This window comes from Kitasatospora sp. NPDC088742, from assembly GCF_055584905.1.
The window spans coordinates 21659-36227 of the sequence record NZ_JBVJLD010000036.1; the positions used below are offsets into that span (position 1 = coordinate 21659).

Genomic DNA, 14569 nt, shown 5'->3' on the forward strand with positions numbered 1-14569 from the left:
CTTGGGCTTATATATCCTTTATCTGATCTTTGGGAGTAGCTTTGCTACGCAATTCCCAGGCTTCGCACGCGTACGCGGGCGGAGCCTTCTCCGTGCGAAGGGTGCGGCGAATAGCCGTGCTCGCGGCGCTCGGGCTGGTGGTGGAGACCGGCGTCGCGCTCGGCGCGCTGACCCCCGCTTCCACCGCTGCCGCCGAGCCCAAGCCGCCGGTGGCCACCCCCGTCAACGAGGCTCCTGACGAGGCGTCGGCGCTGCTCGCGGCCCGGCTGAACAAGCGCCGGATCGAGGTGACCGGGGCCCGGAGCGCCACCACCACGCTGTGGGCCAACCCCGAGGGCACCCTGACCCAGGAGGTCACCGGCGGGCCGATCCGGATGAAGGTCGGCGACGCGTGGGTCCCGGTGGACACCACCCTCGTCGAGACGCCGGACGGCGGAGTCGCGCCGAAGGCACATCCGGAGGGCCTGAAGTTCGCCGGTGGCGACGCGGCCGTCCAGGTCGGTGACGCCCTGCCGGGCACCGCCCCGGCGAGTGTCCCGTCCGCCTCGGCGGCGCCCAACTCCGAGCAGCACGCGGCCCGTTCGGCGTTCCGTGCTGCCGCTCCCGCCGCCGACCCGAAGGCCCCGGCCGCACCTGCCGAGCGCGAGCTCGTGAAGGTCGGCAACGGCGAGGCCCGGGTCGAGCTCGGCTGGCTCGGCAAGCTCCCCAAGCCCAAGCTGTCCGGCTCCAAGGCCACCTACGTCAACGCCCGTCCGGGCGTGGACCTGGTGCTGGAGGCCACCCGGACGGGCTTCGAGCAGTTCCTCGTGGTCAAGGACCGCAGCGCGGTCTCCCAGGCCGGGACGCTCAACCTCCCGGTGGACACCACCGGTTACTCGGTGGAGAAGCAGGACGACGGCGCGATCCACCTGGTGGACCACGTCGGCCACAAGCCCACCGTGAAGGTGCCGGCCCCGGTGATGTGGGACGCCGCCGTGGACGAGAAGTCCGGCGAGCACCTCAACCGCGGCGCGGTCTCCATGGAGCTGCGCGGGCAGGGCGCGGACGCCGAGCTGGTGTTCACCGCCGACGCCGCGTTCCTCTCGGACCCGAAGACCCGGTACCCGGTCACCATCGACCCGACGATGGACCTGGGCACCAACTTCGACACCTTCGTGCAGAAGGGCACCACCACCGACCAGTCGTCCTCGACCGACCTCAAGGTCGGCACGTACGACGGCGGGACCACGGTGGCCCGCTCCTTCCTGCACTTCCCGACGTACGGGTTCCGCGGCAAGCAGATCCTCGGCGCCACGCTGAACCTGTACAACTACCACTCCTCCTCGTGCACGGCGAAGGAGTGGGAGGTCCACGACAGCCCCTACGCCTCCACCGGTACCCGGTGGACGAACCAGCCGCAGATGGGCAACGAGTACGCGTGGTCGTTCGAGACCCGCGACACCGACACCGGGACCGACACCTACCAGTGCACCAACAGTGACGGCAGCGGCTGGGTCAAGGCGGACGTCAAGAACCTGGCCGCCGCCTGGGCGGTCAACCCCAACGACACCAACGCCCTGGGCCTGAGGGCCGACAACGAGTCGGACTCGCTCAGCTGGAAGCGCTTCTACTCCTCCGAGGGCGTCGCTCCGCCGTTCCTGTCGGTGACGTACAACTCCGTTCCGCCGACCCCGAGTTCGATGGACGTGCTGCCGTCGGTGCCGGGCAACCCGGCCTACACCAGCTCGGCCACCCCGCGCTTCCAGGTATTGGCGGCCGACGCGGACGGCGGGAACGTCGGCGTCAACGTCGACCTCTGGAAGGGTTCCACCTTCGTCAACGGCATCTACCGGACGGTGCCCGCGGGCACCTACCTCCAGGTGACGCCGGCCGACCTCGGTGTGGCCAAGCTGGACGAGGACACCACTTACTCCATCTGGGGCCGGGTCTCGGACGCCAACGCGCAGTCCGGCTGGGTCGGCACCTCCTTCATCGTCGACACCGTCAAGCCCGGTGCGCCGTTCGTCACTTCGCCCACCTACCCGGCCGACGGCCTGTGGCACGGCGGGGCCGGACAGGCGGGCCAGTTCACCTTCACGCCGGTGGCGGGCCAGACCGACCTGGTCGGGTTCGTCTACACCCTGGACGGTGCGGCGCCGGTGACGGTCGCCGCCAACCAGACGGTCACCACCTCGATCACCCCGGCCACCGACGGCAAGCACACCCTCAAGGTGCAGGCCAAGGACCGGGCGGGGAACCTCTCCGACGCGTCCGCGTTCGCCTTCCAGGTGGGCCGGGCCGGTCTGACCTCGCCGCTGGACGGCAGCCAGTCCGCCAAGCGCGTGCAGCTCGCGGTGGACGCGCAGGCCGACCTCAAGCGGGTGGTCTACCAGTACCGCCGCGGTCCGGGCGCCACCGAGTACAACGTGCCGCTCACCAACCTGACCAAGGCCGACAACACCCCGGTCACCGACCCCAAGCCGCGGCTCGCGGACCTCGGCCCGCACGCCAACTGGACGGTGGTCGACACCCTCGGCAACGTCGGCGGCGTGGTCCAGGTCCGGGCCCTGATGTTCCCCGAGGACGGCTCCGGCGCCGGTGTCGCCACCGGCTGGAACACCATGACGGTGGACCAGAACGCCGACGGGGCGGCCTCCTCCGACGTCGGCCCCGGCTCGGTCAACCTGCTGACCGGTGACTACTCGACCGACGTCACGGACGCCGACGAGTTCGGCATGTCGGTCAAGCGCACCTTCTCCTCGCGCGGTCTCGGCCGTGGCTGGGAGCCGCAGGGCGAGCGCCTGACGGTCAATCAGCGTCAGGTCTCCACCGACACCACCGGCTTCACCGCTGGCCAGGCGACCGTCGAGCGCTCGACGGCGCGCGGCCACGACAACTCCACCGACTCGCTGCGGGTCGTTCCCACCGGGTGGGACTCCTTCGCGGCGGTCGGCCCGGAGTACACGCTCGGCCAGGGCATGAAGCCCGGCAAGACCTACCGCCTGAGCACGTGGATCTACGTCCCGTCGGCGACCAGCCTGGACACCAGCGCGCTGCCGCACCGCGGTTTGCGGATCGTCGGCGTGTACAAGAGTGGTGGCGCGTACGGCGAGACGGCGTCGCCGAAGGCCTCGTTCACGGACGGCTGGCAGCAGCTGACGCTGGACATGGTCGTGCCGAAGGACGCCACCGAGGCGTGGTTCCGGCTCTACAACGGCAACGTGGCCGGCAGCGGGAAGGAGGTCTTCTTCGATGACATCTCGATGAAGGAGATCGTCGCCCCGTTCGGCCCGCAGTGGGCCGGTGGCCCCGACGCGGGCACCGGCTCCGAGTACCGGGCGCTCTCCTTCCCGGAGTCCGACCTGGTCGAGATCAAGCACACCGACGACACGGTCACCACCTTCGCCAAGGGCACCGACGGGACCTTCTTCCCGGAGCCCGGCGCGGAGTCGCTGACCCTGACCGCCACCCCGGCGAAGTCCGGTGCGCTGGTCACCTCCTTCGGCCAGTGCCTGGAGGTGCCGAACGGCTCCCCGTACAACGGCGCGATGCTCCAGTACGCGCCCTGCACCGGCAACCCCAACCAGCAGTGGACCTACGGGGACGACCTGTCCCTGAAGATCATGGGCTACTGCCTGGACAACCCGTGGGGCGTGACCGCCGACAACACCCGGATGGTGCTGTGGTCCTGCGGTTCGGGCAGCCCGAACCAGCAGTGGCGGCTCCAGGCGAACAAGTCGCTGGTCAACGGCCAGTCCGGCAAGTGCCTGGACGCCAACCTCGGAGGCACCATCTGGACCTGCTGGGGTGGAGCCTGGCAGCTCTGGGACGTCCAGACCAACGGCACCGCGTACAAGCTGTCCGAGCTGGACGGCTCGTACACGCTGTTCTCCCGTCAGGCGGGCTCCGAGGTCTACCAGGTGACGACGGAGACCGGTCCTGACGCCGCGTCGACCACCCGGTACTCCTACGACACCACCGACGGCCGTTCGCTGCCCAAGCGCGTGACCGCGCCGGTGGAGCCCGGGGTCGACGACCTCAACGGCTGCACGGTGGACCCGCTGCCGCGCGGCTGCGAGGTCATGGACTACGACTACGCGACCGCCACCACGGCCGTCGCCGGGACGCCCGGTGACTACGTCGACCGGGTCCGCTCGGTGAAGGTCTGGTCGTGGAACCCGGCCACCTCCAAGCAGGAGGCCGTGGAGGTCACGCACTACCTGTACGACGAGCAGGGCCGGCTGGCGCAGGTCTGGGACCCGCGGCTGGCGACCCCGCTGAAGACCACGTACACCTACGAGGCCTCGGGCAAGGTCACCCGGATCGCTCCTTCCGGCGAGCTGCCGTGGGACGTGGACTACGGCCAGGCGGCCGGGGACCCGGACCAGGGACGGCTGCTGAAGGTCCGTCGGGGCACCCTGGCGGCCGGTACCAAGAGCACCGTCAACGGCGAGATCGCGACCAAGGTGGTCTACGGCGTGCCGCTGACCCGCGGCGCGGGCGGTCCGTACGACATGGCCGGTGCCGACGTCGCGAAGTGGGCGCAGACTGACGCGCCTACGGATGCGACAGCGCTCTTCGGTCCGGAGGACGAGCCGGGCACGCACAGCGCCTCGGTCGGCACCCCCGGGGCGGACGGCTACAAGCCCGCCACGGTGCACTACCTCAACGCCTCGGGCAACGAGGTCAACACCGCCACCCCGTCGGTGAATCCGAGCGGGGACATCGACACCACCGAGTTCGACCGCTACGGACACGCCGTCAGGGCGCTCGCGGCGACGAACCGTTCGATCGCGCTCGGCACCCACCCCGAGACCGCGCGGTTCGAGGCCGAGCTCGGCCTGCCGGCCGGCTCGGCGGACCGGGCCCGTCTGCTGGACTCGCGGACCACCTACACCAGCGACGGACTGGACGTCCTGGAGACGCTCGGCCCGCAGTACCGGGCGACCCTCGCCGAGACCATGGCCGGGCAGACCAACCCGGTCACCGTCACGGCCGAGGCGGAGACCCTGCCGCAGCTGGGTGCCAACTACCCGCTGAAGATGGACGCCGACTGCTGCGGCCTGACCTGGTCCGGCGGCGCGCAGCTCAGCCTGCGCGGCACGGCCGTCGGCGCCGAGGACACCGTGCGGGTGAACGTGCCCGAGGAGGGCGACTACGTCCTCAGCGGCCAGCTCACCCGGTACGAGGACCACGGCATCGTCCAACTCTCGATCGACGGGACCAACCTCGGTTCCCGGATCGACGAGTACTCCGCCACTCCGGCGGTGGCTCCGTTCACCACCGGGACGCCGATCCACCTGGCCCGTGGTGACCACTCGCTGAAGATGGTGGTGGTCGACACCAACGCGGCCTCCACCGGCGAGCGCTTCCACGCGGGCTTCGACACCTTCACGCTGACCAAGACCACCGTCAACCCGACCATCCTGGCGGGGACTTCGGTGCTGGTCCGGGACCACAACAGCAAGACCTACGACGAAGGGAAGCCGGACGGCAAGGCCTACCACCTGGTCACCACCGCCACCGACGGGGCTCGGATCGACGGGTACGCGACGGATGCGGAACTCCGGGTCACCAAGAACGGGTACGACACCCCGATCGGGGGATCGTCCGGCTGGGTGCTGAACACGCCGACCTCGGTGACCACCGACGCGGCGGGCCTGACGCCGCTGACCGCGACCATCAGGTTCGACGCCTACGGCCGGGCGCTCGAGTCGCGGAAGCCGGGCAGCGCGGGCACCGACGCCTCGACGGTGAAGACCGTCTTCTACACGGCCGGTGCCAACCCGGACGACGCGGCGTGCGGCAACCGTCCCGAGTGGGCGGGCAACCCTTGCACCACCGGCCCGGGCGGTGCCGTCAGCAGTGCCGACTCGGCGCGGATGCCGACCACGCTGCCGGTGAAGCGGGTCACCCGCTACTCCCGGTTCGGTGAGGCGGAGGAGACCACCGAGACCAACGCCGGCAAGACCCGGAAGGCCGTGACCGTCTTCGACGGTGCCGACCGGATCGTGTCCACCGAGATCACCTCGGACGAGGGCAAGGCCCTGCCCTCGGTCACCACCGAGCACGACCCGGCCACCGGAGACGTCGTCAAGACGTATTCCGGAAAGGGTACTTCGGCCGAGAAGTCCATCACCCGGACGCAGGACGCGCTGGGTCGGCTGATCTCCTACACGGACGCCGACGGTGGCACCACCACCACGGAGTTCGACAAGTTCGGCAAGCCGACCAAGGTCTCCGACCCGACCGGCTCCACCACCTACACCTACGATCGCGCCAAGGAACCGCGCGGACTGGTGACCTCCGTCAACGACAGCGTGGCGGGTGAGTTCACCGCCAAGTACGGCGCCGACGGTCAGCTGGTCGAGCAGAGCTACCCGGGTGGCATCGTCCGCAAGGACACCCTCAACCCGGTCGGCGCTGCCACCGGCCGCACCTACACCCGTACCTCGGACGGAGCGGTGGTCTGGTCGCAGAGCATCGAGGTCTCCACGCAGGGCGCGGTCGCGAAGGACACCTCGGCCTCGGCCACCAGGGCGTACACCTATGACCGCCTGGGCCGTCTGACCAAGGCGGAGCAGACCACGGTCGCCTCCGGCTGCGTGACGCGTCAGTACTTCTTCGACGGTCACTCCAACCGGACGTCCAAGCTCACGTCGCCGACCGGCGCGGGCGGTTGCTCGACGGCCAACGCGGCCGCGGAGAGCCACACCTACGACAGCGCGGACCGGATCACCGACGCGGGCTTCACCTACGACGCCTTCGGACGGACCGTCACCACCGGTACCGGCTCGGCCAACACCTACTGGGCGAACGACAAGGTCGCCTCCCAGGAGAAGGGGGACGACAAGCAGGAGTGGACCGTTGACGTCGCCCACCGGCTGACCGGGTTCACCACGAGCAAGAAGCAGGCGAACGGTTCCTGGGCCAACGCCACCTCCAAGCTCAACCACTACGGCGACGACAGCGACGAGGTCCGCTGGGTCGTCGAGGACACCACCCAGGGTTCCCTGACCCGTAACGTCTCGGGCCCGGACGCCGATCTGTCGGCGACCACCTCGAAGACCGGTGACGTCCAGCTCCAGCTGACCAACCTCCAGGGCAGCGTGGTGGTCACCACCGACACCGGCCTGACCAAGCCGGTGGTGCTGGACTTCGACGAGTTCGGCATTCCGCAGGACGGCCAGGCCGGCGTCCGCTACGGCTGGCTCGGCGGCAAGCAGCGTTCCGCCGAGGCGCTCGACGGCGACATCCTGATGGGTGCCCGCCTGTACAGCCCGGCGCTCGGCCGCTTCCTCCAGACCGACCCGGTGCCGGGCGGCAACGCCAGCCCGTACGACTACTGCACCGGTGACCCGGTCAACTGCACCGACCTCGACGGCAACTGGGGCTTCTCCTTCAAGAAGATCCTCAACGTCGTCGCCAAGGTGGCGGAGGTCGCGTCCTACATCCCGGGCCCGATCGGCGGCATCGCGGCGGCCGTCTCGTCGGTCTCGTACGCGGCAACCGGCAACTGGGCGAAGGCCGCCGAGATGGCGGTCACCGCGGCGGCCAGCCTGGTCGGCGCCAACACGGCGGTCAAGGCCACCTTCACGGCCGTGAAGGCCACGCGTGCGGCCAGGGCCGTCGGCCGTGCCGCCACTGCGGCGAAGACCGCGGTGCGGCGCCTGAGGTGCAATTCGTTCACCCCGGACACCCTGGTGCTGATGGCTGACGGCACCTACCTGCCGATCAGTCAGGTCTCGGTCGGTGACTACGTCGCCTCGACGGACCCGGCAACCGGTGAGACCCGTGCCGAGCCGGTTCTCGCGGTGCTCGACTCCTACGCCCAGAAGCAGATAGTCGAGATCAGTACCGACCTGGACCCGTCGGTGCCGGGGCTCCAGGCGACCTCCTACCATCCGCTCTGGATCGACGGCCGGGGCTGGGTGGACGCCGCCGACGTCGTGCCGGGTGACCTGCTGCGGTCGGCCGACGGTTCGCTCCGGCCCGTCACTGCGGTGACTGTCGGGGAGGCGGCTGACCAACTCGTCTTCAACCTGAACGTCGGAAACCTCCACACGTACTACGTCGCCGATGGAAACGGCGAAGTACTGGTGCACAACACCAGTGCCTGCCCGATATCCATCCGGTCCGTCCTCCGGTCTCACAATCTCCCGTACCGGGGAAAGATCCGGTACGTTCCGCCGAAGGATTGGCTGCCTCACCAGAAGCTTCCGACGACCCGGGTGAACGGTCAGAAGGGGTTCAAGGACAGGCACGGAAACGCATGGACCTCGGGGCCGTCGCGAACCGCCGGCGAGCATTTCGAGTGGGACGTCCAGCTCAAGCGTCATCGCAAGATCAAGGGTGTGATGGTGAACCATCTGAATGTCAGCCTGAAGGGGAGGCTGACTCACCTGACCAAGAAGTAGCTTCTGGTCCGTGGTAACGACGTAGGATGCAGGGGCCCGGAACCGACCAGTCGGTTCCGGGCCCCTGCTGTTCGGCCGTAGGAGAGATTGAGATGGAAATCGACGGATTCGAGGATTCGCCATGGCCGAGTGGGGCCAGATTCCAGAAGAATCAGCTGGTCAGGCTGAAGAATCCGGAGAATGCGGGCGGCGACCTTCCGATGATCGGAGAGAGCCTGGTGGGCAGCGTGGGGGTCGTCACGGACGCCGGCCTCAGAGGGACCGAAGTGGTCTACTCCGTCCACCAGGTCGGCAACGGTGCGCCGTGGGGACTCACTGACGCTTACCTCGAGTCCGACGGTGAGTTCAGTGAGACGAATCCGCACGCCGCGTTCGACGAGGCGTTCGGGAGGCTCGTCAGGATCACGTCCACACCGAGGGCTGACCGGCTGAAGGTCGGCGACGTGGTCGAGGTGGTGGGCGTGGGACTGCTTCCTGACGGATCCGCCGAGACCTACGACGTGGCGATTCCGTCCAGTGACGAGTCCTACATCGTGGATGCCGACGGGGTCGAGTTCGTCTGAACCGGAAAGGTGCGCGCTTGCGCATCTGTCAGGAGCCATAGGATGGGCGTCATGACCATCGGCTCGCGTCTTGCGGCTGCGCAGCACATGCACCCGCCCGGCCATGACCGGATCGAAGTCGCCGCCGCCGTGCTCGGCTTGCTGGCCGACCGGACGCGGCTGGCGCTGATGGAGCGGCTGGGGCGCGGGGAGGCCGACGTCACCACGCTGGTGGAGTCGACCGGGGCGGCCCGGACGGCCGTCAGCCAGCATCTGGCCAAGCTGCGGGCGGCCGGGCTGGTGGTGGGGCGGAAGGAAGGGCGGCGGGTGGTCTACGCCTTGGGGCACGGGCACCTGCGGCGGTTGGTGGACGAGGCGCTGAACGTGGCGGACCACCGGATCGGGGCCCTGCCGCCGCACGACTGAGCTCCCGCGGTGCCGGCAGCGCGAGAGCGTCCGGAGCACGGGCGGGGAGAGTCGTGGCCGAACTCGGAGAGGAGGGAGTGCGGCGTGGCGAAGTCGACGGCCCCCGCCCTCGCGCGGCGTCTCGCGTCCGAGGTGCTCGGGGAGGGCTTCGGTGTGCGTGGAGCTGCCTGTGTGTTCCCGGGTGAGCTGACCTCGCGACTGATCGTCAGGTCGGCCCGGGCGTCGGTGCTGGAGCCCGGGCGGGGGTACGTCGACTCGCCGGGCGTCGAGCTGGTCGTCGACGTCTCGGCCGACTACCCGGAGCGGGCGGTGAGGGAGTTCGGCCAGTTCGGCCTCTGGTTCTCGCTCAGGAGTGCGCTGCGGTCCGACGGGAAGGGCCGGCCGGCGCGGGCCCAGTACCGGACCGACGGCGGAGGGGACGGTCCGTCCCCGGAGATCGCCGAGGACGTGCTCCGGGTGCGCCCGCTGCTGGTGCTGACGCCCGGTGAGCTGGTGGAGCTGATGGCGAGCGCCGAGGAGCGGCTCCGGTTCGGCCCGGTCGACTTGTCCGGGTACGCCCGGAACGCCGAACTGCGCCTGGTCAAGGCATACCTGATGGCGCGGCGGTTCGGGCTGACCGAGACGGCGGGGAAGGTGGCCGACGCCTACCGGGCCGGCCGTCCGAAGGCGCGGCTGACGGAGGAACGGCGGGAGCTGGTGGCGGAGTTCACCAGGAGCGGTTTCGACGTGTCGGGGCTCTCCTCGATCCTGGCGGCCTGCTGAGGTGCCCGCCGGCTCATCCATCCTGTCCCAAGCGAGGCCGGCGACGGCCCGTAGCGCCTTGGTGCTGAACGGCAGGAACCCGGCGGACCCGGGCGGTGCGGTCCTCCCCGCCTGCTGCTGAGTTCCACCCGGGTGGTCCAGGGGGTCCACGAGCACGGCGTCCCGGTCCCGGCCGGTCGTCGCGGTCAAGAGGTCAGACATGTGCGCGGATGCGCACATGTCCCTATGCTGGTGGGGAGTGGCCCGAAGCGAACCCCCGGGGGCGTGCCGATGATCTCCGTCCTGCGACACCGTGCCTACCGGCGGCTGTTCGCCGCCCAGTTGGTCTCCCTGGCCGGGACGGGGCTGGCCACGGTGGCGCTCGCGCTGCTGGCGTACGAGCTGGCCGGCGACCGGGCCGGGGCGGTGTTGGGGACGGCGCTCGCGGTGAAGATGGTGGCGTACGTGGCGGTGGCCCCGCTGGCCGGTGCGCTGGCCCGGCGGGTGCCACGGCGGGCGGTGCTGGTGGGGGCGGACGTCGTCAGGGCCGGGGTGGCGGTGGCGCTGCCGTTCGTCACCGAGGTGTGGCAGGTCTACCTGACGGTCCTTCTGCTGCAGGCCGCCTCGGCCGCGTTCACCCCGACCTTCCAGTCGGTGATCCCCGAACTGCTGCCCGGGGAGCGGGAGTACACCACCGCGCTGTCGCTGTCGCGGCTGGCGTACGACCTGGAGGCGCTGTTCAGCCCCGCGCTGGCGGCCGTGCTGCTGACGGTGGTGTCGTACCACTGGCTGTTCGCCGGGACGGCGCTCGGCTTCCTGGCCTCGGCGGCGTTGGTGGTGTCGGTCGCGCTGCCGAGGCCGCGGGGGGAAGAAGGGGAGGAGGGCGGCCACGGGCGGACGGTGTCCGGGGTGCGGCTGTTCCGGGCGACGCCGCGGCTGCGGGCGCTGCTCGCGCTGGACCTGGCGGTGGCGGCGGCCGGGGCGCTGGTCTACGTGGACACGGTGCTGCTGGTCCGGGAGCACTTCCACCGCCCGGCCGAGGCGGCGACCCTCGCGCTTGGGGCGTTCGGCGCCGGGTCGATGCTGGTGGCCCTGCTGCTGCCGCGCCTGCTGCGGAGGCTGAGCGACCGCGCCGTGATGCTGCCCGCCGCGTTCGCGCTGCCGGTGGCGCTCGGGGGAGTGGTGGTGATCCTGGGGGCGGGGCGGGGGAGGTGGGCCTGGGTGGCGCTGCTGGCGGCCTGGGCGCTGATCGGTGCGGCGGGTTCGGCGGCGCTGACGCCGGGCGGCCGGGTGCTGCGGCGGTCGGCGGCCGAGGCGGATCTGCCGGCCGCGTTCGCCGCGCAGTTCTCGCTCTCGCACGCCTGCTGGCTGCTGACCTACCCGCTGGCCGGGTGGCTGGCGGCGGAGGCGGGGCTGCCGGTGACGGCGGCGGCCCTCGGGGCGCTCGCGCTGGGCGCGGTGCTGGCGGCGGTGCGGCTCTGGCCGGCCGGTGAGCCCGAGGCGCTGGAGCACCGGCACACCGACCTGCCGCCGGGCCACCCGCACCTGGCCGACGCCCACCCCGACGCCGGCGGATTCGCGCACGGGCACCGGTACGTGATCGACCGTCACCACCACAGCTGGCCGCGGGCCGCCCACCGCTGAACGCGCGACCGGGCACCGGATCCGAAGGGCGGTGCGGGGTGGTGACGGATGCCCTGGAGAGACAGTAAGGTAAACCTTACCTAAGTCTTTTCGAGGGGGTGTCCGTTGGCCAGCCGGATCGTGGTGGTGAAGTTCGGTGGGAACGCCATGGTGGACGAGGAGTTGAAGGCGGCCTTCGCCCGGGACGTGGTCGCGCTGCACCGGGCCGGCGTGCACCCGGTGGTGGTGCACGGGGGCGGGCCGCAGATCAGCTCCCAACTGGACCGGCTGGGGCTGGAGTCGAGCTTCACGGCCGGGCTGCGGGTCACCACCCCGGAGACCATGGACGTGGTGCGGATGGTGCTGGCCGGCCGGGTCCAGCGGGAGCTGGTCGGGCTGCTGAACCGGCACGGGCCGCTGGCGGTGGGGCTGACGGGGGAGGACGCCCACACCATGACGGCGGTGAAGCGCTACGCGGTGGTGGACGGCGAGCAGGTGGACATCGGTCTGGTGGGCGACGTGGTGAGCGTCGAGGCCGGTGCGGTACGGGCGTTGATCGCCGACGGCCGGATCCCGGTGATCTCCTCGATCGCGCGCGGGGCCGACGGTCACGTCTACAACGTCAACGCCGACACCGCCGCCTCGGCGATGGCGGTGGCGCTGGGCGCCGAGGTCCTGGTGGTGCTCACGGACGTGCCGGGGCTGTACGCGAACTGGCCGGAATCCCTGGAGGTGATAGGGCAGTTGACCGCCGGTCAGCTGGAGGGCCTGTTGCCCTCGCTGGCCGGCGGGATGCTGCCCAAGATGGAGGCCTGCCTGCGGGCGGTGCGCTCCGGGGTCGGGGCGGCCCAGGTGCTCGACGGGCGGGTCCACCACAGCCTGCTGGCGGCCCTCGGCGGCTCGGGTGCGGGGACCACCGTGCTGCCCTAGTCAGTACACATACCGAATTTGACTCTCGATCAGTCATGCGAGAGGTTGATTAGGTAAGCCTTACCTAATCAATCAACTCCTGACCCCAACGGAAGGACCACGATGTCGCGTCTGCGCGAGACCAGCCCCGGGCAGGACGCCGGTGCCGAGGACCTGATGGGCATCGGCTTCGGGCCCGCGAACCTGGCGCTGGCCATCGCCGTCGATGCGCACAACGAGCGGAACCCTCGGGAGGCGCTCTCCGCCCGCTTCGTGGAGCGGCAGGAACGATTCGGCTGGCACCGCGGCATGCTGCTGGAAGGCGCCACCATGCAGGTCGCCTTCCTCAAGGACCTGGTCACCATGCGCGACCCGCGCAGCCGCTTCACCTTCCTCTCCTACCTTCAGGAGCGCGAGCGGCTGGCCGACTTCATCAACCAGAAGTCCTTCTACCCGACCCGCCTGGAGTTCCACGACTACCTGGAGTGGTGCGCCGCCGAGTTCACCGACGCGGTGGACTACGGCCGCCGCGCGGTGGAGGTCCGGCCGGTGGTCGAGGCCGGCCGCACGGTGGCCGTGGAGGTGGTGACGGAGGCCGCGGCGGGAGCACCCGGAGCGGCCGGAGGGGCGGAGCGCCGGACGCACCGCGCGCGGAACCTGTCCGTCGGCACCGGGCTCACCCCCTGCCTGCCGGACGGCGTCACGGCGGGGGAGCGGGTCTGGCACACCCGCGACCTGCTGTACCGCGCACCGGAGTTGACCGAACTCAGGCACCGGCGCTTCACGGTGGTCGGCGCCGGGCAGTCGGCCGCCGAGGCCGTCGACCACCTGCACCGCACCTTCCCCGAGGCCGAGATCTGCGCGGTCTTCTCCCGCTACGGCTACAGCCCCGCCGACGACAGCCCGTTCGCCAACCGGATCTTCGACCCGGAGGCCGTGGACCACTACTACGGCGCCCCCGAGCCGGTGAAGCGGCAGCTGCTCGACCTGCACGCCAACACCAACTACTCGGTGGTGGACGGCGATCTGATCGAGCAGCTGTACCGGACGGTCTACCAGGAGAAGGTGGCCGGGCGGGAACGGCTGCGGATGCTCAACACCACCCGGCTGGTCGGTGTCGAGGAAGTGCCGGACGGTGCCCGGGCGGTGGTGCGCAACCTCGCCACGGGCGAGGGGTACGGCCTCGACTCGGACGCGGTGGTGCTCGCCACCGGGTACGCCCACGTGGACCCGCGCGAGCTGCTCGGCGAACTCGCCGCGGACTGCCTGACGGACGGGGGCGGGCGCCTGCGGGTGGACCGCGACCACCGGGTGCTCACCGCCGACCACGTCGAGGCCGGCATCTACCTCCAGGGCGGCACCGAGCACACCCACGGCATCACCTCCTCGCTGCTCTCCACCCTGGCGGTCCGCTCCGGCGAGATCAGCGACTCGCTCCTCCTGCGCCGCACCGCCCACCGGCTGCACGCCGGGGCGGCGCACTGAGGTAGGTGGTCACCCCGGGGGCGCGGGGAACTGCGCGCAGCGGAAGGAAGCAGCCCGACTGCCGGGCGCGGAGAGCCAGTTGCAAGCGCGTGCCCGTACCCGGCACCCGGGTCCGCGCCTGCCGCCGCGCGCAGTTCCCCGCGCCCCCGGGGTGACCACCACCCTCCCGCGCCCCTCGGGGCGTCCACTCACGTCGAACGGACCACGCCATGCCCACACCCATGCCCGGACTCGATCTGGAGAGCCTGCGGGCCGATCTCGCCGAGGTGCTCGGGGAGGAGCCCGAGGAGGTCGGGGACGAGGACGACCTGCGGGACCTCGGGCTGGACTCGATCCGGCTGATGAGCCTGGTGGAGACCTGGCGGGGCCGCGGCGCCACCCTCGGCTTCGCGGACCTGGTCGAGCTGTCCCCCACCCCCACCCTGGCCGGCTGGGCCGCCGCCCACG

8 protein-coding genes are annotated in these 14569 nt (G+C 70.8%); all 8 read left to right on the forward strand.

Annotated features, from left to right (window positions below):
- The first annotated feature begins 92 nt into the window (after window positions 1–92).
- Complete coding sequence (locus ACZ6ZR_RS25555; RefSeq protein ID WP_465645996.1) at window positions 93–8396, forward strand: DNRLRE domain-containing protein; 8304 nt, start codon at window positions 93–95, stop codon at window positions 8394–8396.
- 92 nt (window positions 8397–8488) lie between these two features.
- Window positions 8489–8959: a hypothetical protein gene (locus ACZ6ZR_RS25560; RefSeq protein ID WP_465645997.1), complete on the forward strand. Its 471-nt coding sequence runs from the start codon at window positions 8489–8491 to the stop codon at window positions 8957–8959.
- Between the two features lie 51 nt (window positions 8960–9010).
- On the forward strand, window positions 9011–9364 hold the full coding sequence (locus ACZ6ZR_RS25565) for an ArsR/SmtB family transcription factor (RefSeq protein WP_465645999.1): 354 nt from the start codon (window positions 9011–9013) through the stop codon (window positions 9362–9364).
- A gap of 84 nt (window positions 9365–9448) precedes the next feature.
- Window positions 9449–10126, forward strand: a complete 678-nt coding sequence (locus ACZ6ZR_RS25570; RefSeq protein WP_465646001.1) for a hypothetical protein — start codon at window positions 9449–9451, stop codon at window positions 10124–10126.
- Between the two features lie 270 nt (window positions 10127–10396).
- Window positions 10397–11749, forward strand: coding sequence for an MFS transporter (locus ACZ6ZR_RS25575; RefSeq protein ID WP_465646003.1), 1353 nt, complete (start codon window positions 10397–10399; stop codon window positions 11747–11749).
- Window positions 11750–11854: 105 nt separating this feature from the next.
- Entirely contained in the window at window positions 11855–12658 is an 804-nt protein-coding gene (gene argB, locus ACZ6ZR_RS25580) for an acetylglutamate kinase (protein ID WP_465646005.1), read from the forward strand.
- Between the two features lie 102 nt (window positions 12659–12760).
- Window positions 12761–14122 (forward strand): lysine N(6)-hydroxylase/L-ornithine N(5)-oxygenase family protein, encoded by a 1362-nt coding sequence (locus ACZ6ZR_RS25585; protein WP_465646007.1) that lies wholly within the window; start codon window positions 12761–12763, stop codon window positions 14120–14122.
- Between the two features lie 221 nt (window positions 14123–14343).
- A partial coding sequence (locus ACZ6ZR_RS25590) for a phosphopantetheine-binding protein (RefSeq protein ID WP_465646008.1) occupies window positions 14344–14569 on the forward strand: 226 nt, incomplete at its 3' end.

Coding starts and splice junctions, on each gene's coding strand:
- ACZ6ZR_RS25575 (WP_465646003.1), top strand. CDS start 10,397: ATGATCTCCGTCCTGCGACACCGTGCCTACCGGCGGCTGTTCGCCGCC.
- ACZ6ZR_RS25560 (WP_465645997.1), top strand. CDS start 8,489: ATGGAAATCGACGGATTCGAGGATTCGCCATGGCCGAGTGGGGCCAGA.
- ACZ6ZR_RS25565 (WP_465645999.1), top strand. CDS start 9,011: ATGACCATCGGCTCGCGTCTTGCGGCTGCGCAGCACATGCACCCGCCC.
- ACZ6ZR_RS25585 (WP_465646007.1), top strand. CDS start 12,761: ATGTCGCGTCTGCGCGAGACCAGCCCCGGGCAGGACGCCGGTGCCGAG.